The organism is Lysobacter sp. Hz25 (genome assembly GCF_046097045.1).
Classification (GTDB): Bacteria; Pseudomonadota; Gammaproteobacteria; order Xanthomonadales; family Xanthomonadaceae; genus Lysobacter; species Lysobacter antibioticus_B.
In genome coordinates this window covers 472,309-495,657 of sequence record NZ_CP175666.1, presented here as the reverse complement: position 1 = coordinate 495,657, position 23,349 = coordinate 472,309, and the positions used below count along the sequence as shown (strand labels likewise).

Annotated in this window: 35 protein-coding genes; 14 read left to right on the top strand and 21 right to left on the bottom strand. The window is 62.9% G+C overall.

Annotation, left to right across the window (positions count from 1 at the left end):
• Positions 1-28: 28 nt before the first annotated feature.
• The 9 genes from ACKN61_RS02110 to ACKN61_RS02070 all read right to left on the bottom strand — a co-directional run bounded on the left by ACKN61_RS02110 (position 29) and on the right by ACKN61_RS02070 (position 6,003).
• On the bottom strand, positions 29-247 hold the full coding sequence (locus ACKN61_RS02110) for a phage head-tail joining protein (RefSeq protein ID WP_408952084.1): 219 nt from the start codon (positions 245-247) through the stop codon (positions 29-31).
• Entirely contained in the window at positions 244-2,190 is a 1,947-nt protein-coding gene (locus ACKN61_RS02105; protein ID WP_408952083.1) for a phage terminase large subunit family protein, read from the bottom strand. Before ACKN61_RS02105 ends, ACKN61_RS02110 begins: the two co-directional genes overlap by 4 nt.
• Positions 2,191-2,193: 3 nt before the next feature.
• Positions 2,194-2,736: an elements of external origin gene (locus tag ACKN61_RS02100; RefSeq protein WP_408951567.1), complete on the bottom strand. Its 543-nt coding sequence runs from the start codon at positions 2,734-2,736 to the stop codon at positions 2,194-2,196.
• Positions 2,737-2,858: 122 nt separating this feature from the next.
• Entirely contained in the window at positions 2,859-3,116 is a 258-nt protein-coding gene (locus ACKN61_RS02095) for a hypothetical protein (RefSeq protein ID WP_408951568.1), read from the bottom strand.
• A 93-nt stretch (positions 3,117-3,209) separates the two neighbouring features.
• Positions 3,210-3,740 carry a hypothetical protein gene (locus ACKN61_RS02090; RefSeq protein WP_408951569.1) on the bottom strand — a complete coding sequence of 177 codons (531 nt, stop codon included), beginning with the start codon at positions 3,738-3,740 and terminating at the stop codon, positions 3,210-3,212.
• 182 nt (positions 3,741-3,922) lie between these two features.
• Positions 3,923-4,474, bottom strand: coding sequence for a hypothetical protein (locus ACKN61_RS02085; RefSeq protein ID WP_408952082.1), 552 nt, complete (start codon positions 4,472-4,474; stop codon positions 3,923-3,925).
• A 174-nt stretch (positions 4,475-4,648) separates the two neighbouring features.
• Positions 4,649-4,897 (bottom strand): hypothetical protein, encoded by a 249-nt coding sequence (locus ACKN61_RS02080; RefSeq protein ID WP_408952081.1) that lies wholly within the window; start codon positions 4,895-4,897, stop codon positions 4,649-4,651.
• A 135-nt stretch (positions 4,898-5,032) separates the two neighbouring features.
• The gene (locus tag ACKN61_RS02075) at positions 5,033-5,656 is read right to left on the bottom strand and encodes a hypothetical protein (RefSeq protein WP_408952080.1); all 624 of its coding nucleotides are present in this window, start codon (positions 5,654-5,656) and stop codon (positions 5,033-5,035) included.
• Between the two features lie 89 nt (positions 5,657-5,745).
• Positions 5,746-6,003: a hypothetical protein gene (locus ACKN61_RS02070; RefSeq protein WP_408952079.1), complete on the bottom strand. Its 258-nt coding sequence runs from the start codon at positions 6,001-6,003 to the stop codon at positions 5,746-5,748.
• 254 nt (positions 6,004-6,257) lie between these two features.
• Here ACKN61_RS02070 and ACKN61_RS02065 point away from each other — a divergent pair, with 254 nt between their 5' ends.
• The 7 genes from ACKN61_RS02065 (at position 6,258) to ACKN61_RS02035 (ending at position 9,924) form a co-directional block, all read left to right on the top strand.
• Positions 6,258-6,647, top strand: a complete 390-nt coding sequence (locus ACKN61_RS02065; RefSeq protein WP_408952078.1) for a DUF6900 domain-containing protein — start codon at positions 6,258-6,260, stop codon at positions 6,645-6,647.
• 186 nt (positions 6,648-6,833) lie between these two features.
• Positions 6,834-7,229 carry a DUF6900 domain-containing protein gene (locus ACKN61_RS02060; RefSeq protein WP_408951474.1) on the top strand — a complete coding sequence of 132 codons (396 nt, stop codon included), beginning with the start codon at positions 6,834-6,836 and terminating at the stop codon, positions 7,227-7,229.
• A gap of 173 nt (positions 7,230-7,402) precedes the next feature.
• Positions 7,403-7,801: a hypothetical protein gene (locus tag ACKN61_RS02055; protein ID WP_408952077.1), complete on the top strand. Its 399-nt coding sequence runs from the start codon at positions 7,403-7,405 to the stop codon at positions 7,799-7,801.
• Between the two features lie 174 nt (positions 7,802-7,975).
• The gene (locus ACKN61_RS02050) at positions 7,976-8,206 is read left to right on the top strand and encodes a hypothetical protein (RefSeq protein WP_408952076.1); all 231 of its coding nucleotides are present in this window, start codon (positions 7,976-7,978) and stop codon (positions 8,204-8,206) included.
• Positions 8,207-8,276: 70 nt separating this feature from the next.
• On the top strand, positions 8,277-8,963 hold the full coding sequence (locus ACKN61_RS02045; protein ID WP_408952075.1) for a DUF3489 domain-containing protein: 687 nt from the start codon (positions 8,277-8,279) through the stop codon (positions 8,961-8,963).
• A gap of 169 nt (positions 8,964-9,132) precedes the next feature.
• The gene (locus tag ACKN61_RS02040) at positions 9,133-9,414 is read left to right on the top strand and encodes a hypothetical protein (RefSeq protein ID WP_408952074.1); all 282 of its coding nucleotides are present in this window, start codon (positions 9,133-9,135) and stop codon (positions 9,412-9,414) included.
• A gap of 192 nt (positions 9,415-9,606) precedes the next feature.
• The gene (locus ACKN61_RS02035) at positions 9,607-9,924 is read left to right on the top strand and encodes a hypothetical protein (RefSeq protein ID WP_408952073.1); all 318 of its coding nucleotides are present in this window, start codon (positions 9,607-9,609) and stop codon (positions 9,922-9,924) included.
• A gap of 39 nt (positions 9,925-9,963) precedes the next feature.
• Here ACKN61_RS02035 and ACKN61_RS02030 read toward each other — a convergent pair whose 3' ends face one another.
• Together ACKN61_RS02030 and ACKN61_RS02025 are read right to left on the bottom strand one after the other, a co-directional pair.
• Entirely contained in the window at positions 9,964-11,004 is a 1,041-nt protein-coding gene (locus ACKN61_RS02030; RefSeq protein ID WP_408952072.1) for a DNA cytosine methyltransferase, read from the bottom strand.
• Complete coding sequence (locus ACKN61_RS02025; protein WP_408952071.1) at positions 11,001-12,257, bottom strand: site-specific DNA-methyltransferase; 1,257 nt, start codon at positions 12,255-12,257, stop codon at positions 11,001-11,003. The genes ACKN61_RS02030 and ACKN61_RS02025 overlap by 4 nt, the downstream gene beginning before the upstream one ends.
• A 310-nt stretch (positions 12,258-12,567) precedes the next feature.
• Between ACKN61_RS02025 and ACKN61_RS02020 the strand changes: the two genes are divergently transcribed.
• The 7 genes from ACKN61_RS02020 to ACKN61_RS01990 all read left to right on the top strand — a co-directional run bounded on the left by ACKN61_RS02020 (position 12,568) and on the right by ACKN61_RS01990 (position 15,432).
• A complete protein-coding gene (locus ACKN61_RS02020) occupies positions 12,568-12,819 on the top strand; it encodes a hypothetical protein (protein ID WP_408952070.1) in 252 nt (83 codons plus the stop codon).
• A gap of 229 nt (positions 12,820-13,048) precedes the next feature.
• On the top strand, positions 13,049-13,270 hold the full coding sequence (locus tag ACKN61_RS02015; protein WP_408952069.1) for a hypothetical protein: 222 nt from the start codon (positions 13,049-13,051) through the stop codon (positions 13,268-13,270).
• A gap of 264 nt (positions 13,271-13,534) precedes the next feature.
• Entirely contained in the window at positions 13,535-13,765 is a 231-nt protein-coding gene (locus tag ACKN61_RS02010) for a hypothetical protein (RefSeq protein WP_408952068.1), read from the top strand.
• 182 nt (positions 13,766-13,947) lie between these two features.
• Positions 13,948-14,409, top strand: coding sequence for a hypothetical protein (locus tag ACKN61_RS02005; RefSeq protein ID WP_408952067.1), 462 nt, complete (start codon positions 13,948-13,950; stop codon positions 14,407-14,409).
• Positions 14,410-14,504: 95 nt separating this feature from the next.
• Entirely contained in the window at positions 14,505-14,750 is a 246-nt protein-coding gene (locus ACKN61_RS02000; RefSeq protein ID WP_408952066.1) for a hypothetical protein, read from the top strand.
• Positions 14,751-14,958: 208 nt separating this feature from the next.
• Positions 14,959-15,165, top strand: coding sequence for a hypothetical protein (locus ACKN61_RS01995; protein ID WP_408952065.1), 207 nt, complete (start codon positions 14,959-14,961; stop codon positions 15,163-15,165).
• 51 nt (positions 15,166-15,216) lie between these two features.
• Positions 15,217-15,432, top strand: coding sequence for a hypothetical protein (locus ACKN61_RS01990; RefSeq protein ID WP_408952064.1), 216 nt, complete (start codon positions 15,217-15,219; stop codon positions 15,430-15,432).
• Between the two features lie 464 nt (positions 15,433-15,896).
• Here ACKN61_RS01990 and ACKN61_RS01985 read toward each other — a convergent pair whose 3' ends face one another.
• The 10 genes from ACKN61_RS01985 to ACKN61_RS01940 all read right to left on the bottom strand — a co-directional run bounded on the left by ACKN61_RS01985 (position 15,897) and on the right by ACKN61_RS01940 (position 23,342).
• Positions 15,897-16,322, bottom strand: coding sequence for a DUF6362 family protein (locus ACKN61_RS01985; protein WP_408952063.1), 426 nt, complete (start codon positions 16,320-16,322; stop codon positions 15,897-15,899).
• A complete protein-coding gene (locus tag ACKN61_RS01980) occupies positions 16,315-16,524 on the bottom strand; it encodes a hypothetical protein (protein WP_408952062.1) in 210 nt (69 codons plus the stop codon). Before ACKN61_RS01980 ends, ACKN61_RS01985 begins: the two co-directional genes overlap by 8 nt.
• Positions 16,521-17,123: a crossover junction endodeoxyribonuclease RuvC gene (locus ACKN61_RS01975; RefSeq protein WP_408952061.1), complete on the bottom strand. Its 603-nt coding sequence runs from the start codon at positions 17,121-17,123 to the stop codon at positions 16,521-16,523. The genes ACKN61_RS01980 and ACKN61_RS01975 overlap by 4 nt, the downstream gene beginning before the upstream one ends.
• Before the next feature lie 124 nt (positions 17,124-17,247).
• Positions 17,248-19,542 carry a phage/plasmid primase, P4 family gene (locus ACKN61_RS01970; RefSeq protein ID WP_408952060.1) on the bottom strand — a complete coding sequence of 765 codons (2,295 nt, stop codon included), beginning with the start codon at positions 19,540-19,542 and terminating at the stop codon, positions 17,248-17,250.
• Positions 19,539-20,396, bottom strand: coding sequence for a ParB/RepB/Spo0J family partition protein (locus tag ACKN61_RS01965; RefSeq protein ID WP_408952059.1), 858 nt, complete (start codon positions 20,394-20,396; stop codon positions 19,539-19,541). The genes ACKN61_RS01970 and ACKN61_RS01965 overlap by 4 nt, the downstream gene beginning before the upstream one ends.
• Positions 20,396-21,277, bottom strand: a complete 882-nt coding sequence (locus tag ACKN61_RS01960) for a hypothetical protein (RefSeq protein WP_408952058.1) — start codon at positions 21,275-21,277, stop codon at positions 20,396-20,398. The genes ACKN61_RS01965 and ACKN61_RS01960 overlap by 1 nt, the downstream gene beginning before the upstream one ends.
• A 72-nt stretch (positions 21,278-21,349) precedes the next feature.
• Positions 21,350-22,084 (bottom strand): PD-(D/E)XK nuclease family protein, encoded by a 735-nt coding sequence (locus ACKN61_RS01955; protein WP_408952057.1) that lies wholly within the window; start codon positions 22,082-22,084, stop codon positions 21,350-21,352.
• 10 nt (positions 22,085-22,094) lie between these two features.
• The gene (locus tag ACKN61_RS01950) at positions 22,095-22,283 is read right to left on the bottom strand and encodes a DUF6511 domain-containing protein (protein WP_408952056.1); all 189 of its coding nucleotides are present in this window, start codon (positions 22,281-22,283) and stop codon (positions 22,095-22,097) included.
• A 236-nt stretch (positions 22,284-22,519) separates the two neighbouring features.
• A complete protein-coding gene (locus ACKN61_RS01945; RefSeq protein ID WP_408952055.1) occupies positions 22,520-22,714 on the bottom strand; it encodes a hypothetical protein in 195 nt (64 codons plus the stop codon).
• 13 nt (positions 22,715-22,727) lie between these two features.
• The gene (locus tag ACKN61_RS01940) at positions 22,728-23,342 is read right to left on the bottom strand and encodes a hypothetical protein (protein WP_408952054.1); all 615 of its coding nucleotides are present in this window, start codon (positions 23,340-23,342) and stop codon (positions 22,728-22,730) included.
• Positions 23,343-23,349: the final 7 nt, after the last annotated feature.

Below are 23,349 nucleotides of genomic sequence, written 5' to 3'. Positions count from 1 at the left end.
GAGGTTCGGAGGCGGGACCACCAACTCATCAGAATCCTTTGATCGTGGTCACGCGCAAACGGCGTACGCGTCGCGGCTGCCCTTCCGTGCCGGCGAGCGCAGCTTCGATCTCGCGGATCGCGGCCAGCAGCTCATCGACGCTGCGGTACTCGACGAGGCGGTCGCCGAAGCTGACGCGGCGTTCGCCGCGCGCGAGCGCCTTGCGCAGCGCCTGCAACTGTTCGTGGGTGTAAGGCTGGTCGGTCATCGCATGAAACGGCTCGGAATTACCCGGCGCCCACGGCGCGCGGGTGCAGAAATAGAAAGGCCGCCCGATGGGGCGGCCTGTGGAGTGGGATAAGACGGTGTGGCTGGTGGCAAGGGCGACGGGCCGATTTCGATGCCGAGCGTTCGCTCCATCTCGCGCCAATGGCGCTCCTCGAAGCGATCGACACCGGCCTGCATCGCGGCGGCGCGCGCCATCACATAGCAGTCCAGGGCTTCGTTGCGGTCGCGCCGCTTCTCCCAGACACGTTGCGGGTAGCCATGGCGATCGCGTCGGGTAATCAGGTGTTCGGCCGTCAGCTGCTGCAGGAACTCGCCGTCGATCTTCGGCAGGTGGACATAGCCGGCCGGAAACGCCGGCTGCCCGTCCGGACCAATCTCGATCGACAGCCGAAGGGCGTTGTAGAACTCGAGTTTGGCGATGCCACCGGCCACCGCGAACAACTTCAAGCCACGGCGGATGCGCTTGCCCGGAATGCTGACGTCGACCGCGGTCGGCGTACCAATCAGCGCCGCGCCGCTGCCGACGCCCTTCATCGGCAGCAGTCGCGGATCGCCCGCCGCGCGCGCGAACACATAGGCCTCCTGCGTCGCGAAGCCGGTGTCCAAGCCCAGCCGAGTCAGCGGCAACAGTGCGCCGCTGGCGTGGGTCCAGTGCTCCGACAGGATCGCGCCCAACTCATTCCAGACCGCAGCGCGGGCGGTGTCGCCCATCAGCACCCGGTGCTCGACCAGCCAGGTCTCGCGACCCCGGCCAAAAGCCCAGACCGACACCTCGATCCGGTCCTTCTGAATGTCGGCGCCGCCGGTCAGCATCAAGCCACCGGCGGGCACGGTGCCGATCCGGTAGTCCTCGCGTCGTTCCAGCAGGCGCTCCCAGTCCGGGGCCTCGCCTTCCTCTTCCCAGGTCTCGCCGAGCTCGGTGTTCTTGAATGCCTTCAGCGCCGTGGCCGATCCCTGCGCCGACTCCCACGCGGCGGCGATGTCAGCCCAGCTGCGCCAGCCCACTGGGGAGTACAACGACGACAGGTGGTAGCCCGCCGTCTTGCCTTTGTTCTGCGGCGCGGTCGCCCGCCATTCGCCACCCGCCAGCATCGCGGTCTTGTGGTGTTCGCCGATCGGCTGCTCGCAGGACTCGCAGATGTAGCGAGCCGAACGCGGGTCGCCCCAGGTCCAGCGCAGCTGCTCGAACCGGAGCCACTGTTCGTGGCGGCAATGCGGGCACGGCACGAAGTACCGGCGCTGGTCGGATGCGAGGTACTCGCGCTCGATCGTGCTGGCGCCGGCAATCGTCGGCGTCGACACCAGCAGGATCTTGCGGCGGGTGAAGGTGCGGGTGCGGGCCTCGGCCAGCGCGACCGCGTCGCCTTCCCCCTCCACGTCACGCGGATAGCCGTCCACTTCGTCCAGAAACAGGTAGCGGACCGGCATGGAGCGCAGGCCGACCGCGCTGTTAGCGCCGGTCAGGACCAGGACACCCCCGCGAAACTCCTTGGCAAGGATGGTGTTGCCGGCGTCGCGCGCGCGCGAAGGGGCGATGCGCTCGCGCAACGACGGCGATTCTTCGATCAGCGGATCGATGCGCTGTTTCGAATTGCGCTTGGCCATCTCGACCGTGGGCGCCACGGCCATCATCGGACCCGGTGCGCAGGCGATGACGTAGCCGATCCAGTTGTTGCCGCACTCGGTGCCGCCGGCCTGCGCGCCCTTCATAAAGACGACGCGTTCCGTCGCCGAGGCCGGCGACAGGTCGTTCATGATGTCGCGCAGGTACGGCGTGCGCGCGGTGCGCCAGCGGCCCGGCTCCGACGACGAGGTGCTCGACAGCACCCGGTCGCGGTCCGCCCAATCGGACACGTCCAGAAACGGATCTGGCGTCAGGCCATCGCGCCACGCCTTCTCAACGTGGTCGAAGCCGTCGTACAAGAATTAGTCCAGTCGGGCGTTGAACTCCGCGAGTTCGGTCAGGTGCTGCCGCACTTCGCGCTCCAGCGCGACATGCATGGTGTGTGGGTCAAGTCCAAGCTCGGCGGCCAGCATCGAGCTGATCCGCGCCGGCCAATTCAGCCAGGCGTCGCGCTCAGCCCGCGCCAGCGCGAACACCTGCGCCATCGCCTGCGAGCGATCGATCAACTCACCCTTGAGCTGGGCGATGCGCAGCTTATGGTGCTGCGCCTTGAGCACCTCATTGGCGGTGCGAGCCTGCGCGTAGGTGTTGCTGCCACCTTTGGTACTGATCGGCGCTACGCCGGCCAGGTCGTCAACGGCCGCGCCGTTTGCCGCGCGCGCCCGCACGGGCACTGCCAAGGGCGGGTCCGGCGCGCGGGTGCTGGCCGCCCATTCGGCGTCGGCGCGAGCCGGATTAATCGTGCCATCTGCCTCGGCGCTGATGCGTCCGGTCGCAATGGCCTTGCGCACAGCGGTATCCGACACGCCACGGTGGCGGCCGTAGGCCCGGATGGAAATTCCCACGGTAGAAGGATTCGACTCGGTAGAGCCTCCGCGACCGCCGGCCTCGGCGCGATGGATGGATGAAAGAACTGAAGTGGGTAAACCCCAGCACCCAATGGGCGCTGGGGTTTGCATCCTCCAGATCAGCGGGCGGCAGCCTCGTGCATGAACTTGTCAATCAGCGCCGCGAGATCAGGCTCGTCCTCGATAAGCACGTCAGCCGCTATGCAGACGGTGTTCACGATGTCCAGGCAGGTGATCACCATCTCCTTCGCGGCTGCAAGTTCTTCGCGCGACAAGGCGACGGGCTTCAGCGCATAGATCATTGTATCCAGCCAGTAGTAGCACTCGTTCAGATCGCTGAGGGTGTTGCGGAAGCGGCAGGAAGGTTTGTTCGGCATGTTGTTCTCTGGGCGTCTCCGCGTTGTTGCGGCGACGACATGAACGCTTCATTCCGAGCAGAAGCCAAGTAGTTTCCGGGCGTTCTCGCAAACTTAGTTTCGCGGGGCGCATTCCGCACTCGCGATCGCCCTTTCCAAGTGACGCAGGGCCAACCTTAGCTTTGGCTGGTACTCGGCATCGATGACATCCCAGACCTGCATCAATCGGACCTCGCGTACCGCGCGCCGAAGTTGATGCACCGGCAGCGCCATATACTCCGGCTCCCGTCCTTCTAAGTACCGCTCGATGGTCGAGAGCAACCAGCGCAGGGTCATCTCGTCCTCGCTGATTTCGCTGGGCACAAGGCGCTTCGCCAACCTGCCCTTCGCCTCATCGCTAACCCACTCCAGCGGGGCCAACTCCCGCCGACAATCTTCCACCAACCGCTCAAGGACATCGCCGCCGAGGCGGTTGGTCCGGAACGTGATGGTGCGTTCGGCGAGGACGCTGGCGAGGCCGTAGCAGGCGAAGAGCGTCAGGCGATTCTCGGCTTCCTCATGCCACGTGCTGGACAGCAGTATCCGTTCCAAACAATCGCTCAGGCTGCGCAACGGTGCTTCGGCGAAGGCCGCGTTCTTGTTCATGGCTTTGTCCTTATCGAGCCGCGACGGTGCGGCGTCGTGATGAACGCTTCCCTTCGGGACAAAGCCAAGGGATTTCTTGTGGATATCAGGATCGAGACAGCGAACGGACAGGTAGCGGCAGGCCAACGTTTCGGAAGAGGGTCGGTCTAGCCCGCCATTACCAGCTGGGATGGATGGTCGACCTACCCCCAATGAGGCGGTGAACCGAACGCCGCCCGCAGCGCACGCTTCAGTCCCCGAATACTCGCTCGCAAGCCCTTTTCGTATTCCGTATTCGGCATGTCCCAAATCGTCAGCAACTCGGTCTGCCGTAGTAGCTGATCGAGTTGCTGCAGCGGCAGCAGCGCAGACTCAGGCTCCAGATCGTCCAGGTAGCGGCCAATCGCGCTATGCAAGCATCGCAGGGTTACTTCGTCGTCGCACAACTTGGCAGGGACGAGGCGCTTCTCGAACCCACCATTACCCTGACCGATGGGTTTCTCCAGGGGCTCCAGTTCGTCTATACAAGCTTCTAGTAACCAGATCAGCGCTTCCGGGTCGAGCCGACTGGCCCGAAGAGAAGTGCAGTGGGCAGAGAGCGTGCTGCCGAGCGCATAGCACGCAACCAAGGGCGCGCGGCTAGGCCCTTCAAATATCCGGACGTTGGATAGCAAAAGTTGCTCGATGCATCTGTGCATGACTTTTAATCTGACATGCGCGAGCGTTGAACGGTCGGGTGTCCAGGGGTCGCTCATTCTATGTTCCATGGATTCACCGCGGAGTGCGGCGACGACATGAACGCTTCATCCCGCCGGAACATCAAGGTGCTTTGAACGTATTGCCGATGCCGTACAGCGTGTGGACGGATACGATTGGAAGAGGGAATACCCCAGCGCCGAGTCGGCGCTGGGGTCTGCTCTCTCGCCGAATCAGGTCGCTGAGAAGTTCAAATCATCGAGCACTAAAGCGAGATCCATGTCGGGCTCAAATTCCAACGATCCGCGTTCGGCCAACAGCCGCACGATGCCCAGGCAACTGGTGACCAAGCGGTGTGCCGCCTCCAATTCCTCTTCACTCAGCGGGGGTGGATCGCCATCGGCCATATCTTCCAAGACCTCTACGCAGTCCGCCAGACCCGATGCGGTGTTTTGGAATCGGCAATTGGACATATTCGCCATCGTCGTTCTCTTCCGTTTCGCCGCGTCGTTGCGGCGTCCACATAAACGCTTCCTTTTCAGCAGAAGCCAATAGTATGTCGGCGCCTTTCCGACTTCAGACAGGTCTCCGACAGCTTCGCATAAGCCCATCTGCGTCTACTCTTGCAACTGGCCTAGCGCTTGCTCCAGCCCGCTGAGCGCGAGGCTGATTCCGTGTTGGTACTCAGCGTCGCGGGGCCGCCATACCTGCAACCGCTCAACCACCGCGAGCGCATGTTCGACCCACTGGCGCGGCGTCAGCGCCGGTCGGCACTGGAAGTAGTCATCGATCTGGTGGGCCACGCCCGAGAGGGCACTGGCGACGGCCGCGTTGCGTCGTTTGGGTCGACGTTTGATTGGGTTGAACCCGCTTCGCACCCGTCGCTCCCAATTACGAAGTTCATCGTCGGCGGCGGCCACGCGCGAGCAAAGCTCGACGGGTTCCGTGCGCCGCGCTCGATCTAGGCGCGTCCAGGGTTTAAGGAAGTCGGCGAGTGCAGCGCATGCCTCAACTCCGCAACCACCGTACGGCCACACCGGCTCCAGATCCGTCGGCGCTTGTTCGACCAACCATCGTATGCGGTCGGGCAACGTGCCCAGCGTAAAGACCGCTCGCTCTAAGTCTTCCATTTCCTTGCCCTGCCGTTCACCGCCAAGCGCGGCAACGGCATGAACGCTTCCTTTCGAGGAGAAGCAAAGCGCCCTCCGTCCCAGTTCGCGGGTCGGCGGGGGAACCGACAAGATGGCTCGTTCTCTTCGCTTCCATATCGCCAGAAGAGGGTACACCCCAGCGCCTGGCAGGCGCTGGGGTCTGCACTCTCCGCTCTCGACTAGCTGTACGTGAGGCCGTTGATACTGTCGATCAGGCTGCCTGTATTGAACTTCAGCGACAACTCCATACCCTGAGCATCGAACAACACCTCCATGATCCGCCACGCACCGGCAGCCAGCGCCTTAGCGGCCTCTAGTTCCGCCGGCTCCAGCGCCGGAGCCATCTGCAGGGCCAACTCCTCCAGCCGGCGTACGCACTCCTCCTGCAACTCGCTGGCGTTGCGAAACAGGTAGGAGTCAGCGAGCTCGATATTCATCACGTTGTTCCTGGTAGGCCGCGTTGTTGCGGCAACGACATGAACGCTTCCTTCTGTTTGGAAGCCAAGCTGTTATCGCGAGAAGAACGAACGCTCTTCCGTTCTGTTTAGCTTCCAGACAACCATCCGGCCTTAGCTGTACAGCGGTTGTCTGGCGACGGTGAAAACCTGGATATGACGACGGGTTCACTTGGCTTCCGGCCGAACCGAATGGTTCATGCGTGCACCCAACACGCACGGCCACGGAGGCTGTCATGCACAAGAAGACGCTCACCACCATCGCGCAACAGCATTTGGATGTAGCGACGCTAGCGACTCGCGGCAACGATAGCCTGGACTTCCATAGCGTTCCGGCTTGGGGTATCGATGCCGCACTGACCGCCGCCTACTTCGCAGGTTACGCGGCGGCGGTACGCGCGGCCAACGGCAGCAGCGCCGATGCGCTGACCACCGAGCGACACACCATGCTGTGCGGCATCTGGCTCGGCGAAGGCGAAGCCACCGACTGGTCGCTCGACCAGCGGGCGGAGACCGTGGTCACCTTACCAATCCCGGAGGTCGAGCTGCTGGCGTACCACTGGACCGAGCGAAAGGCCTGCGACGTGCTCATTCCGACCGCCATCCGGCAACGTCGAATCGCCTGAGACCTAATCGCACGAAGCGCGACTGATGCGCCCCCAAACGGGGGCGTTTTTTGTTTCTGCCCGCTGTAGCTGTCCGACGCCTGTCTACGTCCGAGAATGATCGTTCTTTATCGCGGAATCCGCTTGGCTTCGTCGGAGAAGGAAGCGTTCATGTCCCCACACCAACGCAAGGCCACGGAGGCCGACATGAACATCGAACTTTTTACCACCATCGCGCAGCAGCACCTCGATGTGGACACCTTGGAAGAACAAGGTAGCGATTCGCTGGATTTCCCCAGCGTCGGAGTTTGGGGAATTAAGGCAGCGCTGACCGCCGCCTACTTGGCCGGCTACGCCGCCTGCGCGCGCGCCGCCAACGGCAGCGGCACCCCTGACGATGAGCTGCCGACTGAGCAGCACACGATGGTGGGCAACACATGGCTCGGTGAGGGCGGGACGAGCGAATTTCCGAGCACCCCCGGCGCCAGAACCATCTTCACCGCGCCCATCCCCGAGAAAGCCCTGCTTGGGAATCGCTGGGAAGCGGACCGCGCACGCACGGAGCTGATCCCGACGGCCATCTTGCAGCGCCGAATCCTCTGATCCACGTCGCTAGCAAAGCGCCCTTCGGGGCGCTTCTTTTCTGCGCGTTCGATGAAGTTGTCTGACAGCTGTACGCGTTGGAGAACGCTCGTTCTTAGTCGCTCTATTCGCTTGGCTTCGGCGCGGAAGGAAGCGTTCATGTCCCCACACCAACGACACCCGCGGAGACCAGCATGAACACGAACAACACCTTCCGATTTCGCAACGCCCTCGTCGCCTTGAAAGAGTGCCGCACATCGCTGGAAGCCCTGAACGCCGGAGGCGACGCCGCGCTGCTCGCCGCTGAGCTTGAGGCCGCCGCCGAGCTGGTGGCGAACAGCGTCGCGATCGTCGAGATGCTCGCCGAAACCGGCGGCCACGCGGTGTACCTGGCAGATGTCGCCCGCGATGTGCCGGAGATTCTCAACCTTCTCAACGCGAGCGCGTCGACGCCAGAGCCCAATCTGGAGGAAATGCTCAGCGGCATAGATGAGCACCTGCAAACTAGTCCGCGCGATGCCGAGTACCGCATCGGCCTGCGGCTCGCTCGTCGGGGGCTCCAGCACGCGAAGACAGCTATCAGCGGCGAATGATCTACAGAAGCTCACCGAGCGCCCTGCGGGGCGCTCTTCTGTTCCCGCGTTTCAAAGGTGTCTGACAGCTGTATGCGATGGAGAACGCTCGTTCTTTCCCGCTGTATTCGCTTGGCTTCGTTGTGAAAGGAAGCGTTCATGTCCCCACACCAACGACGGCTACGGAGGCCAGACATGCAAGACGAAACGCAAATCCTGAAGGACTATCTCGCCGGCCTGAAGACAGGAAACCGCTCGGCGCTGGCGCAACTCACGGCGCTCCAAGACTGGAGCGATATCGCGCAACGCGAAATCGAGCGCCGCGCCACTTTCTTCCTGCAGAAGCTTCCCGACGACGTGATCCAGGCCATCGCCAGCCGCGACATCGATGTGCGCAGCGTCATCGGCGAAGTCCTGATCAGCTGAACACCCGCGCGCCCCGCTGCTGTGGGGCGCGCTTACCCGAATACACCCTTTACCTACCAAGGAATCTGCAATGACCAAGCTTACCGACAGCCAGCGCGCCCTGATCCTGCTCGCCACGCAAACCGCTGGCCGCATCGAGAACTATCCGAAGAACCTCGGCGGCGGTGCGCGCACGGCGGTGGTGCGCGGCCTGCTGCGCGAGGATCTGATTGCCGCTGACGGCTCCGGCTACGCGCTCACCGCCGCCGGCTACGAGGCAGTCGGCCACCAGCCGCCGGAAGTCGCCGACACGGTTGAGGTCGACATTAACGAAGACACCGGCAGCGACATGGCCAATATCGACAATGCCGCCGATGCCGATGCCGATGCCGATGCCGATGCCAGCGAGGATGCCAACGATGACATGGTCGACGCAGGCGACTCGGACAACGGTGGCACGGACACCGGCGATCAGGCGGTCAGCGCTCGCGACTCGGCGGACGCTGGTCCGGTCGCCGCCGAAGCGCCGTCCAAGCGCAAGGAAACCCGCATCGACCAAGTCGTCGCCCTGCTCATGCGTCCGCAAGGCGTGACCATCAAGGAGGTGATGGAAGCTACCGACTGGCAGCAGCACTCGGTGCGTGGGTTCTTTGCCGGCACGTTGAAGAAGAAGGGCTATGAACTGATCAGCGACAAGGAGGGCAAGGCAGACCGCGTGTACCGAATCCAGGCCGAGGAAGCGGCGACGCCCGAGATCAAGTCCGACGAGGAGGAATGATGTACCAAACTCGGCCGGGCGATAAGCCCGGCCGCTTTCCATGGAGGGGCGCCTGCGTTCTTGTCCGAGGGCTTAACGCTATCGCGGACCTGCCTGCGTCGGATCGGAATCCGCTTGGCTTCCCAGCGGGAGGAAGCGTTCATGTCCCCCCGCGCTTAGAGATCAGCCGATGCACCCCAACGATACGAAACGCCCCGACCCCATCCTCGCTAGCCTGCCCAACCGAATTCTCGCTACGGTCGAGGACGCCTTGTCGAACGACGAATGTTCCACCGACGCCGAGATGGCACGGTATCTCGCGGACATCGGACTGACCGACGAGCAGGCTCGGCACGCTGTGAGCTACCGCGACGTGTACCGCTTGAATATGTGGATCGGGCGCCACACGCCGATTCGCGGCAACGTCCAGGTGCGATACAACGGAACCACGGGTCTGTACGAAGTCGCCTGATGCCAATCCCGTCGTGCTCAGCACGGCGGTCTTCCGGTCGACGGCCTAGTCGGGCATCACCTTGTTCTGTGAATCGTCATTCCCATCCGACGCCTTAACGACTTCAGATAGACGCGCGATACCGCGATATACCGCTTGGCTTCCACTGGGAAGGAAGCGTTCATGTCGGCACGCCCACTGCGGAAGACCGCCATGATCACCACGCACATCAAGCCCCGCATCCAGAAGGTCCGATTCGCACGCAAGGCCGAGAGCCTGTCCTGGGTTCGACGGGAACTGCGCGATACCAACGTGCCGGCCGAATTCGCTCGCATCGTCGAGGTGAAGGAGCTGACTGCCGACGAGTACGACGCATTTACCAAGCAACCGCTTCGCGACCGCGACTGGTTAGCCGACTTCTGCGGCATCTACACCGACGCTATGGAGATTCGGTCGCCCGGCCGCGCGACGCTCTACGTGCGCACGGACGGCTACAAGTACGCCCGCTACATCGGGCTGGCCGCTGACTAAGACGGAGCCCCCGCGTCAACTTCGTATCCGAGCGCAGCGTCAGCCCCGCAGGGCGCGGAGGATTTCGGCAGCGACCTGCGGGACGATCGCATTGCCGGCGGCGCGCAGCTTAGGAATTCTTGCGGATATCCCATCAGCCAGAAGACGAATTCCGGATTCAGGTACCCGGCGACCGGCGAGGGTTTGACTTGTCTGCCAAGCATCCCATTCTCCGGTGCGCTGCCAATGCTCGATGCGTCTTTGTGATCCCGCGTTGTCGGCGTCGCCCAGACCGCCTGCGCCGTCAGCGGTCGGGTCGACCCACTGCCGAACTGCTGATTCGGCCCGCCCTTCTCGCCGTCGCTCGCGCGCGGCGTGCTCCAGACCGCCTTCACCACTCCCGGCAGGCCATTGCGTCGCTCGGCCGCAAAGTCGCCGCGCTTCTCCGGATCGTTCGCCGTCGCGGTCGGCCAAACCAACTTGGCCGCCACTTGCAAACTCGTAACGGTCCGCCGCGGCCCGCCCGGCATCCGCGACTTCATCGCCAGATGCGCCTCGGGCGACTTGTTGTCGTCGTTCGCGACTGCAGTCGGCCAAACGGCGACCGACGATCCAAACGCGCTCGCGTCGATGCGGGGCGTTGACGGCGCAAGCTGGAACAACAATCGCCCGGCTGGCGTAGCCTTCGGCTTCCAGATCAGCAAGAACTCCATCGAGTCCCAGCGGGATGAGGCCAGCAACGTTTTCGCCCAGGAATAGAGCGGGTCGCGCCGATGCAATAAGGCGGCGCAGTTCCGGCCAGAGGTGGCGGTCGTCCGTCTGCGCGCGCTGGCGGCCTGCAACGCTGAACGGCTGGCAGGGGAAGCCGCCGGTCCAGATCGACTCGTCGTCCGGCCAGCCCGCGAGCCGACAGGCGTAGGCGAACCCGCCAATGCCAGCGAAGAAATGGCACTGGCCGTAGCCGCGCAGGTCGTCTGCGCAAACAGATCGGATGTCTCGGTCATCAACGTCGCCGGGGGGAATCAGGTCGGCTGCGATCAGATTTCGTAGCCACGCGCAAAGGTAGGGGTCCACTTCGTTGTAGTACGCCGGCCGGCTCACGCGAGCTCGGCCTTCGCTCCGGCCTCAGCATCGCGGGCCGCGTCCTCGAACGCGACGCCATCCGATTGCCTGATGGCTGCCTGGCCCGTGTGGTCTTGCCAGCGCCGGACGATCACGTCCGCGTACTTCGGGTCCAGTTCGATCAGGCGCGCGCGACGGCCGGTCTTCTCGCAGGCGATCATCGTCGTCCCCGACCCACCGAACGGATCGAGGATCAGATCGCGGGTCTTGCTGCTGTTGCGGATCGCCCGTTCAACCAGCGCCACCGGCTTCATGGTCGGATGCAGGTCGTTCTTGCTGGTGCGGTCGATGAACCAGACGTCGCCCTGGTCGCGCGCGCCGCACCAGAACCGGTCATTGCCGTCGCGCCAGCCGTAGAGGATGGGCTCGTATTGCCGCTGGTAGTCGGCATGCCCCATCGTGAATTTGTTCTTGGCCCAGATGATGAAGGTGGACCAGCGACCGCCCGCTGCGCGGAAGGCATCTTGCAGGCGGTCCAATTCTGACGACGACATGGCCATGTAGACCGCGCCCTTGGTCGCCGTCAGGATCTGCTGGCAGGCGGCCTGCAGGAAGGCGCCGAAGTCGGAACCGAGGTTGTCGTTGAGGATTGGACGATGCTTTCCGCGGAGCTTGTCCTTCGGGTTGTTTGCGTAGTCGACGTTGTAGGGCGGATCGGTGAACGTCATGTCCACTAGTTCGTCGCCGAGCAAAGCGGCATAGTCGTCGGTGCTGGTGGCATCACCGCACAGCACCTTGTGGCTGCCGCAGATCCAGACGTCGCCGCGCCGGGAAGCCGGATGCTCGGCCGGCTCTGGCACCTCGTCATCGTCCGTCAGTCCGGCCTGGTCATCGATCAGCAGCTCGTCCAGTTCGTCGTCGGTGAAGCCCAACAGGTCCAGATCGAACTCCGCGTCGCGAAGCTCGGCCAGCTCCAGCCTCAGCAGTTCTTCATCCCAACCTGCGTTCTCGGCCAGACGGTTGTCGGCGATGACGTATGCACGCTTCTGAGCCGGGCTCAGGTGCGCCAGTTCGATCACCGGCACCTGCGCGAGTCCCAGTTGGCGTGCCGCCAGCAGTCGACCGTGGCCGGCGATGATGCCGTTGGTGCCATCGACCAGGATCGGATTGGTCCAGCCGAACTCCACGATGCTGGCGGCGATCTGCGCGACCTGCGCGTCGGAGTGCGTTCTTGCGTTCCGCGCAAACGGAATGAGCGCCTCGATCGGGCGCTGTTCGATCTGAAGGCTCAAGGGATGTCCGGATGCGAACCGGGTTGCAGGGACTGCAAACCCGAATGAAAAGATTGACGCTAGCGGGGTTTTGCGGCTTGGCCCCCCGCTCGATCTATGCTAGAGGAAGGACCCGCGATTTTCGGCCGAAGGGCGCGACGTGCGGGCCGAGGTGGGCCACGCGGCACGAGCCCGCAAGTGACTAGCCCGCCGAAGGCCTGCGCCTTAGACCCGCTCCCGTCGCGCGTCGTCGCAACGGCTCCCGACCAACGGTCGTTGATTCGTGCGTCGGCAGGACGAGCATGGCTTAGGGGTGGGGGGAGTAGCGATCATGGCCATGCATCTGATCATTGTCACAAGAGCGGATCGACCGTCAAAGCTCGCAGACATCGGTCTGTTGACTCGCTCGCTCATCGTGAGCACGCCGGGGATAAAGAACTGCAGATTGCTGCACGAAACGCTCGTCGAGGCCACACTCTATTTCGAGACAGAGAACGAAGAGTGGCCCGAAGGACTAGTTGCGATGCTCAGAGACCGAGGAGTGAGGCTGATCCACGCTGAGCGAGGCGACTGGGTCGTCTAACGCACCGCGGCCGTCTAGGCCTGGGCAAGGTCGGTGGCGGTGATATCGCGCCGCACGTCGGACCTCTGCCGCCACGACGTCCGCGCGAGAACTTCAACCTTGCTTCGTGTCTCATCACGCGCGATGATTTCCACGCGAAGTGACACGTTTTTCGTGTGATCTCGACAACTTCGTTGTCAGAATCTTTTGTTAGGCTGCGCGCGTTGATTTGTGCTGCACAGGAAAAGTAATGCCGAAGCTGATCGTGCGCAGAGTTTCGTTCCGCCACAGCAATAGAGGTTCATTCCGGGAAGATGTATTGACCGCGGTACGTACCTTGCCAGGCGTGATATCCGCCTTGCCGCTCCTAGAGAGCGACGACGCGATGAGAATCGAATTTTCCTGGAAGGAGCCGTGTTACGACATGATCGAGGGTCATCTCAATCAGCACGGCCTCACCTCTACCGGCTAGACCGCACTAACGAAATGCACTGGCCCCCACGCACCGCGATCAGCATCCTGTCCAGATTGACATGTGACAAAAACGGTAGTCCAGGCACAGCGGTCGAGTGGGCCGCAGCCTTAAATTAGCTCACTTGCCCAGTCCACGCGGGGCGAGACAAGTGAGTGATTTTCCCTACTAACGAAGCCGCGTGGGAGTAGTAAAATCGGTGCCACTAGAGAGGGTATCCCTGCGGGGAATGACCGCAGACAAGGCACTCGGCCGGAGCATTCCATGACGAGAGATTCGATAATCCTTAAGCGCAGCCCCGGCTCGTTGCTCGACACGCTTCCGCTGGACGACATGGCGTTGGCCTACCTCCAATCGATCGAGGGCATCGCTGACGTCCGTATTAACCGGAGCACTGCCACCGAAATTGAGCTGACGTTCGCTTGGTACGGGGAGGGCAGCGCAGTCCTTCCAGAAGACCGTCTCAACGGATACGGACTTATTCGCGACCGCTGACACGAAGAGCAGTATGGCGACGGGGCTCAGCAGCTTAGGGCCGTGCTGCCGGGTAAGGCCGCGCTGGAAACATATGAATAGCGCGGCTCGGCAGAGCTGAACGGTACACACTGCGGTCACAAGCGGCTGAACGATTGAGCCTATGGTGATTCCTAGGTAGTCGGTTTCCTCAAGGAACGACGATGCAGGTCTCGATCGCAGCACCCAATGCCTCCTCCCTGGAGTCGACGCGGTCGGCCCGTTACATCCCGATTGCCGATAGGTTTGATAGTTCCACTAGCCGGCTGGATCGATACCTGCACGGCGCCGGTGTTCATCGCATCTCAGCTGATCGCCTTGTGACCTCTAACTGGATCGTCGCTTTTCGTAGATCTGCGGAAAATCGTTTCCTTGCTACCCCGCTGCGCGAGCTAGCGATCCAAGCAATCAACGAAATGCCTGGGTCGGCAAAGCCTGAGATCAGCTGGGAAACGTCAACTTCGCTTTGCGTTTCCTTTACCTGGCGCCGGTCGGGCGAGCCAGACCTCAGTGACGCCTACCTTTCCGACTTCGGTCTGATGCGGTCCTGGGTTGATGTCCATTGTCGAATCCGCTCGCAGAAGCTGGGTGGTTTCGTCCCGGAGGTTCTGAGCGCGGACATCTAGTCGCCCAAACGGGTGCTCCCAGGCGGCCGATCAGCGGTAGTCGCGTAGAGGCCGTTCGGGAGGAGAATGGTTCGACGCTTTGGGGAGCGCGACTCATGAGACTGCATCTCGTCATCGTCAGAAGGATGCTTGGCCAAGAGGACTGGCGCCGCAACCTCGGTGAGTCAGCCCGAGGCGTCATTGACCGGTTCCACGGCATCTGGAACTGCAAGATCCTGCAGGAAACTCCGAGCGAGGCAACTCTCAGCTTTGAAACTGAGAAGCCGGAGTGGCCGCTCGGACTGGATGCGACGTTCAAGGACGACGGTGTTACTTTGGTCTACGCCGAGTTGTGCGACTGACTGTCGTGAAGCACCGCGAGTAGCATGCCGACTGGGCAAGGGCTAAACCGGCTTGGGTCTGCATTGTTCCCCTGCCGCCTTATTGCTACCACCACGAGCATCACGCAGTTTCATTCAATTTCCTTGACCGGACAATCGATTCCCACACTGCAGGCATCGATCTATGAGCAGGTATCTCGTTGTCGTTTCCAGGCGAACGAACAGTGTGGTGTCCGTTCCCATCGTCGAACTAGCCCTCACCGCACTTGCGCGTTTGCCCGGTATCCGGAATGTGAGAACCGAGCGGGAGAGCAAATCGGAAGCCAGCTTTACTCTTGAAACTGATGAAGCTGATGCGCCTAGGAATATGCAGACCCAGATCGAGGGTTTCGGCTTGATGTTGAGCTATGCCCAGCGACTCGACTTTCCACCTTGATGCAGTAGATTCATGAGGAGACATCTGATCATCGTTACCAGGACCTCGGGGGTGGCATCCGCTCTGGTCACGGCCGGAAATTTGGCTCTAGCCGCGATGAATCGTGTCCCCGACGTATGGAACTGCAGGATCCTAGAAGAGACCTCGATTGAGGCGACCCTCAGCTTTGAAACCGAAAAGGGGGAATGGCCGGAGGAACTAGAGTGGACGCTGAAGGACTACGGGATGACCTTGATCCATGCAGAGGTGAGCGACTGGCTCTCGTGACCCACCGCGATCAACATGCCAACTCAGCTAATTTGCTGAGGACCGCGCTACTCGAATCTATGGCCCGCGGACAAACCAGATGACTGATCTGAACGTCGCTAAGGCGTAGAGCTGAACGGTACACAGAGCAATCACAGGCTGCTAGGCGATTAGGCCTATGGTGCTCTTAGGCTACGCTCACCGGCGCGGTGGCTCACTTGCTCAGATATACACAATCGAGAATCAAGCAATCGACTAGAGCTACTTCAATAGCTGGTTGGTCGATGGTCATCTTCATGGTCGGTATAGCCAGTGCCGTGATCAAAGCGCAGATCTTTTGAGTTGATGCCACTGAACGTCGTAGTTCCGTTCGACGCGACACGATCAGCATGCCGACTAGGCTAGGGTAAAACCGGGGATTTTGGGACACCCCCGGTTTTCGCATTAGCCCCCAATCACCCCCACTCGCCCCCAACGGCACAAAGTTATATCGATTTCGCTTCCGATAGCACCGGTGACGGCTGAGCAAAGCGCGGCAGCGGTCCATTGAGGTGCGCTACGACCAGCACCAATGCGTGCTGCCAGTGGCGCCAAGCGGTCTTACGAATCAGGCCGGTCCGCGTGCAAATCTCGCGCCATGGCACCTGTTGAGCACGCAGCCAGATCAAGCGACGCTGCTCTTCGTCCAGCCATCGCAGCCAGCGCACAGTCTCGCCGAAGCGGTCGATAGCGGCCGGCGATGCAGCAAAGCGCAGGACGATACGCTCGTCGGCGTAGCCCTCCCACGATTGCCGTTGAATATCCGGCCAGTACGAGGCGTAGCCCTGCACACGCACTGGCGGAAGTCGGCGTGCGGTGATCGCCGCCTCCTGGAATCGATCGGCGACCTTCTGCACGGTCCACTCAGCCATGTGCCTTCTCCCGCTTGCCGTAGAGACGCTCGGCAATCTGGCTCAGCAGTTGCCGCTCCACCCAGTCCAGACGCGCATCCTCGGCGGACACGACCAGCAGGCCTTGCTCGCGCCAGCCCTCGCGCTTGAGCCGGTCCAGATCCAGCGTCTGCGGCACGAAGCGCCCCAGCGGCGAGCGGTATCGAAACTCGGGCGCGATCATGCCTTCGTCTCCTGGGCGATCACCCAATGCAGCAAAGCGAGGGCGTCGGCTTCGTTGTCGTCCTCGGGCCGGTGGCCCCAACGCTTCGCCGCCTCGATCATCGCCGCCTTGTCGGCATTGCCCTTGCCGGTGGCGAACTTCTTGATCGTGCCGACTGGGACGCCCTGGTACGGAACGGCATGACGCTCGCACCAGGCAGTGAGCTGGGCCAGGAAGCCGCCGTAGACATGCGCGGCATCGACGCCGCGGTGCCGGCGCACTTCCTCGAAGTAGAGCGCCGAGGGCGGACCAGCAAAGCGACACAGGTCATCGAGCCAACGCACGAAGCGCAGGTAGCGCATGCCGCCGCCCTCGAAGCGGCCGACCTTGAAGTGCTCGGTGCCGCTCAGGGCCTCGCCGGAGAGGCGCAGTGCCCAGCCCAGGGTCGTTCCCAGATCCAGCGCCAGGATCGTCGGCGCGTTGTCGTCGTTGGCCTGGCGGCCGGACGCCGCGGTGTCGCGGATCGCCCCGTCACCGGACAGGGAGTGCGGATCGAGGCAGCGAGAACTCGATTCCGCGATGCGGGCTTCAGCGCCCCGCGGCCTTGCTACGTAAGTCATTGTTTTATCTCGTCGTGATGATCGCAGTGACCAAACGAGACTGTCGAAACGTATGTCTATACGCGTGCGTGCGCGCGCACACATATAGGAACTTACGATTCTTCAGCCTCGTTCGGTCACTGGCTCAGTTATCGGCGTAGGGAAGACGGGCGGCGCTGGGCCGCGGCTTGAGCGACAGTCCGGACAGACCCTTCGTGCCTCCGGACAGGCGCATACGGGTGAAGCCGCGGGCCAGCAGTTGCTGCACGAGCCAACGCGACGTGCCGATGTACTCACCCCGTTGCTCGCCACGTTCGCGCCAGCGATGGAACGCGTCCTCAATCGAGACACGCGCGTCGCGATGCACGTAGAAGTCCTCGGTGACGAACTCACCGACGCGATCTTCTTCCTCGAAATATTCCTCGGTCGCATCGATCACGCACTGCGGCGGCTGCAGCCCCATTCGCTGCCAATCGAGGCAGCCCTGCACGGCCCAGCCCATGATCCCGTCGCGCTCGGCCAGCAGCTTCTCAGTCAGGCGGCCGTCGCGCCGCTCCGGCGGAATGGTCACGGTGAACGGGATCATGTGCAGGCGTCGCTTCATCGCTTCGTCCACGTTGCGGATGGCCGGCTTGTGGTTGCCAGCGATGACCAACTTGAACTGCGGGATGTACTCGAAGAAGTCCTGCCGCATGAAACGCGCGCTGATCTTGTCGCCGCCGGTGATCGCCTTGAGCTTGGCCTCATTCCAGCGCCGCCCCTGCTCGGTCTCGCTGGCGGCCACGAAGCGTGCGCCGCGCAGCCCCGCCAGATCGGTGGGATGGCGATCGCCGCGGCTCTCCATGAACGTATCCATCGGTGCGTTGGTGGCGTAATCGCCCAGGATCGTGGCCAGGGCATTCACGAACACGGATTTGCCGTTGGCGCCCGTGCCGTACAGGAAGAACAGCGCGTGCTCGCGGGTAATGCCGGTCAGGCAGTAACCGATGACGCGCTGCAGGTACGCCGCCAGTTCGCCATCGCCGCCGGTCACATCGCCCAGGAAGCGCCGCCACGTCGAACAGTTCCCTTGCGGGCTGGCCGTGGTCAGCTTGGTCATGTGCTCGCCACGCGCATGGCGACGCAGTTCCCCGTCACGCAGGTCCACGATGCCTTGTGGCGTGTTCAGCGCCCACGGATCGCGATCCCAATCCTCGGCCCAAGAGGCGTGACGCGGATCGCTGCGGGCCAGGCGCTCAACGCCGCCCACGGTAGAAGCCGACGCCAGCTTGGAGCGCTGCGTGGGTTTGTCGGCAAACGCTTGCGCCGCACGACAAATACCGCGCACCAGGTGCTGTAGGACCAGGGTCCGATCCGGATTCCAGCGCGTACCCGTCCAGCTCAGCCACTGGCCCCAGGCCGCGCAGTAGCGCCAGTCGTCGGCATAGCGGCGGGTAAACGCGAGGCCAAGGCCGTCGTCGCTGCTCCAGTCCAGACCGTCGAAGTCGATGGACGGCGGCGCGTCATCGTTGCCGGGCGACAGGAAAGTGCGCTCGCCCGCGCGCAGAAAGCCGTCGATGTCGAAGCCGTCCCCAGCGGCATCGGCGGCGTCCCAGCCCTGCGGCTTGTCGTCGGGAAGGTGCAACAGCGCGCACGAGTCGGCGCCGGCCTTGAACGCGGCCTGCGCCGCCTGCATCGCGTACTCCCAGCCAGGCTTGTCTTTGTCCGGCCAGATCAGCACGTGCTTACCGCACAGCGGTGCCCAGTCGGTCTTGTCGATCGGTGCGTTCGCGCCGTTCATCGAGGTCGTGGCGCAGACGCCTCGCTCGATCACCGCATCGGCCGATTTCTCACCTTCGACCAGGACGACCTCGTTCGACGCCGCCATGCCCGGTTGGTTGTAGAGCGGGCGGGGCGTCGGCGCCTGGTGCTTGCGCCGCTTCGCGTCCCAGGGACGATACTGCTTGCCCTCGGGCGGATCGTAGCGGTAGACGCATGCGATCAACTCGCCGTCCGCGCTCAGGTAGTCCCAGCGCGCCGTGTGCGGGCCGAGATCGTCCAGCGCCGGCTCCGACTTGCGCCGCTTGGTGCCCGATCCTTCAACCTGCGCCGGCACGTGACCGGCCAGATCGGACGCGCGATCAAGCACCGCAGCAAAGTCCTGACGCGCATCCAGACCCGCCTGCGCTGCGATCAGGTCGAAGATGTCGCCGCCCTCGCCGGTGGCATGGTCGTTCCACAGACCGGACTTATCGCCACTCAGGGCGATTTCCAGGCTGTCGCCTGCTGCGCCGTGGACATCGCCGATCGTGAATCGACCGCGGCGCACGCGGCCTTCGGGATATAGCGATTTCAGGACGCCGTCCAAGCGCTGCAGAAGAAGCGCCCGAATCTCGTCGCGCTCCGGTCGTTCGGATAGGTGACTCGCGCCCATCTGAGGCGCATCGTTGAAATCCATCATGCCGCCACCTCCCGGCGCGCATCCACCGCGGCCCAGAGGCGATTCAATGCGTCCACTGCCAAACGGCATCGGTCCAGGCGTTGCCGCAGACGCGCGTTGCTCCAATCGAAACCGTCTAGAAACCGAGCTACAAACTCATCGACTTCCTCGTCCGTCGCGAGCATGTGGTTGAGCAGATGCTCGACTCTTCCGAGCGTGTGGCGCACGAAATCGGAGCCGGCCTCAGCCGAGGTCGGAGAAGGGGGATCCTGTGCAGAAGCTGCCGACTTTCCGGCCTTCTTGGCCGCGGCCTGTGTAATGGCGACCTTCCGCTCACGCTGGCTCGGCATCTGCACGACTTGCCGCTGCGCCTTGGGCGGCAAGCCGGCGATCTTGGTGGCCTCGTTCAAGCTGATATCGCCGTGCTCCACGCTGGCCACCAGCTCCGGCACCCCCTTGTTTCGCACTTCAACGGCTCTACGCACGCTACGCTCGGAAACCCCAAGCAATTCAGCGGCTTGCGGCTGCGACAAGGGGGAGATCGGCCAATTGGCCGATCTCATCGTCTGACCCTTTTGCAGCTTGGCCAAGTTGGCCGCCACCAGCGCTCGTTGCGTTTCGGTCAAATGCCGACGCGCCACGTTCTCGCTGAACACGAACGCCACCGGGTCGGTGCCGTCGTAGTCGACCACGCGAGGTTCGATGCCACAGGCCACGCAGGCACGGTAGCGATGTCGGCCGTCCAAGATCATGCCGTCGTACAGCACGATGGGCCGCTGCTGGCCGTTGATCCGAATGTCGTCCAACAGAACGTCGAATGTTTCAGCGGCCATGTCCGGCAGGGTCAAGCACAGCGGATGACACTCCAGAACCATTACAGAATCTCCGGGAACGGTTCGTTCGGCTGCGGGAACAAGCTGCGGTGACTCTTCAGGCTCTTCCCCGACCGCAGCGCATTCCACGCCTTGATGCAGGCATGCAGTTGAGTGCCCGCGTCGAAGGCCCTGCCTTCCATGCGATCGTCCAGAAACTTCAACCGCAATTGAAAGACTGGGCTGGTCCGCGACAACGACTCGCCGGTAAACAACTGCGTAAGAAATTGAGTTGCCACTGCCGGGTCCTTCCGCCACAGCACCCAATGCAAGAACAGCGCCTTTGCGTACGTAATGGGAACCAACTGGCGCGGCAAGGTCGCGACGAATCGCGTGCTCTTCGCCAGTTGCGGCTGATCAAGCCAATAGTTGAGCATCAGCTGATTGGTATACCGGTGAGTGCTGTGCGGAGCGCGTCCCATTTCGTGATTCAGGATCATCGGCAGCGCACTGGCGGCGATGCGAGCTTCCCTCGGAGAGACGCCTTCAATGACCAGTACGTCGGTGCCGGTTCGGACTCGACCGGTGTCAATAACATCGAACGCGCTGTCGGCGATGCCGAAGGTGACATCCCAATCGGCGGTCACGCCCGAGGACACGATCGCAGCCAACCGGTGCTGGCCATCGAGCAGCCTGCCCGTCCGGCTGAACTTGATGGTTTGTCCGCTGCGCTTCCAGAGACCACAGCGCAACTCGCTAGCGTATTGCGCGACGGCGCTCTTCCGCATTGGACGATTAGTGTCGTTCCGCTCCAGCCACAACTGAGCGGTTTCTGGTGCGATCTGTACGGTCAAAGTTTGGTAGACAGCAGGATCTTGGTTTCGCACGAGCACTGCGGCGTCGATTTCTTGTGTGCGGCTACGAGAAGTAGTGGGAAGAGTCATGTCAGAAGTGCTCTTGGTGGGAAGGAATGGTTGATCCGGGGTTCGACGGGGCGGTTTGCATTAGCCGCGGCGTCAGCTGGGTAGCGCCCAGCAGCGGTCCTGCCAGGGGCAGTTCCGACAGGTCTGGTGGGTCGGGGTGGTGGAGATACGGGGCAGCAGATCGGCGGCATCGCAGGCGCGCAGGATCTGGACCGCACGGTCGGACGCGCGTTGCGCCAGGCCGCGGTCGAACGGCACGCGTTCGGCGTAGATTTCCATGTCGTCGGCGCAGATCGCGGTGAACAGCGCGGGGTGTTCGTGCAAGCCGAGGTAGGCCTGATATAGCGCGACCTGCGTGGCGTAAACCGGGCGGCTGGCGGCGAGTTTCTTCTTCTGCAACTCACGATACGTCTTCGCGCCGACCGCCTTGGTTTCCCAAAGCATCGGATAGCGGAAGGTATCCGGGCCGGCGACGATCACACCATCCACGTGACCACGAACGCGACCATGCGCGGTCGAGAAGCCGAACTGCTCTCCTCGCTCGTTGCGGGTGCGCAGGTCGAAGCCGGCCTGGCGCAGCCAGTCGGCCATCCAGTCCTCGACGCGATGCCCGCGTGCAAATACGCGGAGTACCCGACCGGGAACATGGCGGCCGATGTCCTTGGGGGCGTCAAAGAACTGGAACTGCAGTCGGCGCGCGCAGTCTTCGCCCAGGCTGGACGCGCCCAGGTACGCGCGCGGCGGCAGCAACGCCGCTTCGCGCTCCAAGGCCGTGTCGATCAGCGTGCCGACAAGTTCGGACAGATCGTGGGTGTTGAAATCGAGCATCGGTCGATGGTCAAAAAGGAATCGTGTCGTTCTCGAAGCCGTCGAGCGGCGGCTTGACCTTGTAGGCGCCAGGGTTCGACTGGGCTCGGACTGTTGCCTCGTAGGCCTGCGTGATGGCCTCGATGACCTCCGTGGCCTGCGTTTGGTTGTAGTGCCCCAGCGGCACGTCGAAGCCGATGCGATCGGCAACGGAGGCCATGGCTTGCAAGCAGGCGCGTTGAGCGTCATGGGTAAGTGGGTGAGTCACAGGCAAAAGCTCCTCTATCGACGCCGGATCGCTCCGGCGTCGGGTGTCGTAGAGTTGGTGGAAGGCGTTCTGGCAGGTTGTCGAACAGAACGCCCATCGGTAGGGCGCGCGCCGCGGATCACCGATCCGCCGGCGCAGGTCCAGGTGGCCGAAGCCGCGTGCAGGTTTTCCGCACGCCCAACAGCACGTCATCGACCCTGTCTGGACTGCTCAACCATTTGGTCGCGGTAGTCCATCAACGCCTTCGCGTGCTCGTGAAGTTGCTGAGCCGATCGCAGCAGGTATTGGATCTGCACTTCCAGTTCGCTACGTCCGAGTTTCCGCAGATCCGTATAGATGCCTTCGCGGTTGGGGTATCGATCTTGCAGCCGGGTACGCTTCATGGCCCGTCACGCCTCACTGCGCCCATGCGGGGCGACCGGTTACCGGCGGCGCCGCGGCTTGAGCCGCGTGTGCGACGTGCGCCGGCACGGACGCCGACGACCCGGCCTGACCGCTGCCCGGCACGGGCACCGTGCCCATGACCTCCTTGTAGCCGGGGTGGTCCGGCATGATCGGGATCTTGATGACCGCCTTGTCTTCGTTATGCTGGTCTCGCTCCCAGTCGACCTTGCCGGCGAAGACCAGGCCATCGAGATCGGCGAAGCCTTCGATGCAGCGACCGGCTTGCGCGGCGGCGCTCACGTCGTCGGGGTGCAGGCCGAACGCCGAGTTCAGCGCGCCCTTGATGAAGCTGCGGCCCATCTGGCCCCAGGTCGGACCCTTGTCGCTGTGCAGCCCGATCAACGACCATAGCTTTCGCCGCGCGTACTTGCCTTCGAGCACGACGAACTCGCCGTTGAGATAGACCGCGCCGCTGTCACCACGCGTGGCCCAGCCATGCAGCCAGCCTTGGTTAACATCGTTGTAGCCGCCGGGCTTGATGGTCATGCGGACTTTGACCAGCGTGCCTTTGGGGATGAGTGCGAACGACGGGCTTTCCGCGTCGTTGAAATTGTTCCAAGCCGTCATGGGGTTC

What these genes read in the sequence shown, in the direction of transcription:
- ACKN61_RS02110 (WP_408952084.1), bottom strand. Translation starts at nt 247, where the DNA reads ATGACCGACCAGCCTTACACCCACGAACAGTTGCAGGCGCTGCGCAAG.
- ACKN61_RS02095 (WP_408951568.1), bottom strand. Translation starts at nt 3,116, where the DNA reads ATGCCGAACAAACCTTCCTGCCGCTTCCGCAACACCCTCAGCGATCTG.
- ACKN61_RS02090 (WP_408951569.1), bottom strand. Translation starts at nt 3,740, where the DNA reads ATGAACAAGAACGCGGCCTTCGCCGAAGCACCGTTGCGCAGCCTGAGC.
- ACKN61_RS02085 (WP_408952082.1), bottom strand. Translation starts at nt 4,474, where the DNA reads ATGAGCGACCCCTGGACACCCGACCGTTCAACGCTCGCGCATGTCAGA.
- ACKN61_RS02080 (WP_408952081.1), bottom strand. Translation starts at nt 4,897, where the DNA reads ATGGCGAATATGTCCAATTGCCGATTCCAAAACACCGCATCGGGTCTG.
- ACKN61_RS02070 (WP_408952079.1), bottom strand. Translation starts at nt 6,003, where the DNA reads ATGAATATCGAGCTCGCTGACTCCTACCTGTTTCGCAACGCCAGCGAG.
- ACKN61_RS02065 (WP_408952078.1), top strand. Translation starts at nt 6,258, where the DNA reads ATGCACAAGAAGACGCTCACCACCATCGCGCAACAGCATTTGGATGTA.
- ACKN61_RS02060 (WP_408951474.1), top strand. Translation starts at nt 6,834, where the DNA reads ATGAACATCGAACTTTTTACCACCATCGCGCAGCAGCACCTCGATGTG.
- ACKN61_RS02055 (WP_408952077.1), top strand. Translation starts at nt 7,403, where the DNA reads ATGAACACGAACAACACCTTCCGATTTCGCAACGCCCTCGTCGCCTTG.
- ACKN61_RS02050 (WP_408952076.1), top strand. Translation starts at nt 7,976, where the DNA reads ATGCAAGACGAAACGCAAATCCTGAAGGACTATCTCGCCGGCCTGAAG.
- ACKN61_RS02045 (WP_408952075.1), top strand. Translation starts at nt 8,277, where the DNA reads ATGACCAAGCTTACCGACAGCCAGCGCGCCCTGATCCTGCTCGCCACG.
- ACKN61_RS02040 (WP_408952074.1), top strand. Translation starts at nt 9,133, where the DNA reads ATGCACCCCAACGATACGAAACGCCCCGACCCCATCCTCGCTAGCCTG.
- ACKN61_RS02035 (WP_408952073.1), top strand. Translation starts at nt 9,607, where the DNA reads ATGATCACCACGCACATCAAGCCCCGCATCCAGAAGGTCCGATTCGCA.
- ACKN61_RS02020 (WP_408952070.1), top strand. Translation starts at nt 12,568, where the DNA reads ATGGCCATGCATCTGATCATTGTCACAAGAGCGGATCGACCGTCAAAG.
- ACKN61_RS02015 (WP_408952069.1), top strand. Translation starts at nt 13,049, where the DNA reads ATGCCGAAGCTGATCGTGCGCAGAGTTTCGTTCCGCCACAGCAATAGA.
- ACKN61_RS02010 (WP_408952068.1), top strand. Translation starts at nt 13,535, where the DNA reads ATGACGAGAGATTCGATAATCCTTAAGCGCAGCCCCGGCTCGTTGCTC.
- ACKN61_RS02005 (WP_408952067.1), top strand. Translation starts at nt 13,948, where the DNA reads ATGCAGGTCTCGATCGCAGCACCCAATGCCTCCTCCCTGGAGTCGACG.
- ACKN61_RS02000 (WP_408952066.1), top strand. Translation starts at nt 14,505, where the DNA reads ATGAGACTGCATCTCGTCATCGTCAGAAGGATGCTTGGCCAAGAGGAC.
- ACKN61_RS01985 (WP_408952063.1), bottom strand. Translation starts at nt 16,322, where the DNA reads ATGGCTGAGTGGACCGTGCAGAAGGTCGCCGATCGATTCCAGGAGGCG.
- ACKN61_RS01980 (WP_408952062.1), bottom strand. Translation starts at nt 16,524, where the DNA reads ATGATCGCGCCCGAGTTTCGATACCGCTCGCCGCTGGGGCGCTTCGTG.
- ACKN61_RS01975 (WP_408952061.1), bottom strand. Translation starts at nt 17,123, where the DNA reads ATGACTTACGTAGCAAGGCCGCGGGGCGCTGAAGCCCGCATCGCGGAA.
- ACKN61_RS01970 (WP_408952060.1), bottom strand. Translation starts at nt 19,542, where the DNA reads ATGATGGATTTCAACGATGCGCCTCAGATGGGCGCGAGTCACCTATCC.
- ACKN61_RS01965 (WP_408952059.1), bottom strand. Translation starts at nt 20,396, where the DNA reads ATGGTTCTGGAGTGTCATCCGCTGTGCTTGACCCTGCCGGACATGGCC.
- ACKN61_RS01960 (WP_408952058.1), bottom strand. Translation starts at nt 21,277, where the DNA reads ATGACTCTTCCCACTACTTCTCGTAGCCGCACACAAGAAATCGACGCC.
- ACKN61_RS01955 (WP_408952057.1), bottom strand. Translation starts at nt 22,084, where the DNA reads ATGCTCGATTTCAACACCCACGATCTGTCCGAACTTGTCGGCACGCTG.
- ACKN61_RS01950 (WP_408952056.1), bottom strand. Translation starts at nt 22,283, where the DNA reads ATGGCCTCCGTTGCCGATCGCATCGGCTTCGACGTGCCGCTGGGGCAC.
- ACKN61_RS01945 (WP_408952055.1), bottom strand. Translation starts at nt 22,714, where the DNA reads ATGAAGCGTACCCGGCTGCAAGATCGATACCCCAACCGCGAAGGCATC.
- ACKN61_RS01940 (WP_408952054.1), bottom strand. Translation starts at nt 23,342, where the DNA reads ATGACGGCTTGGAACAATTTCAACGACGCGGAAAGCCCGTCGTTCGCA.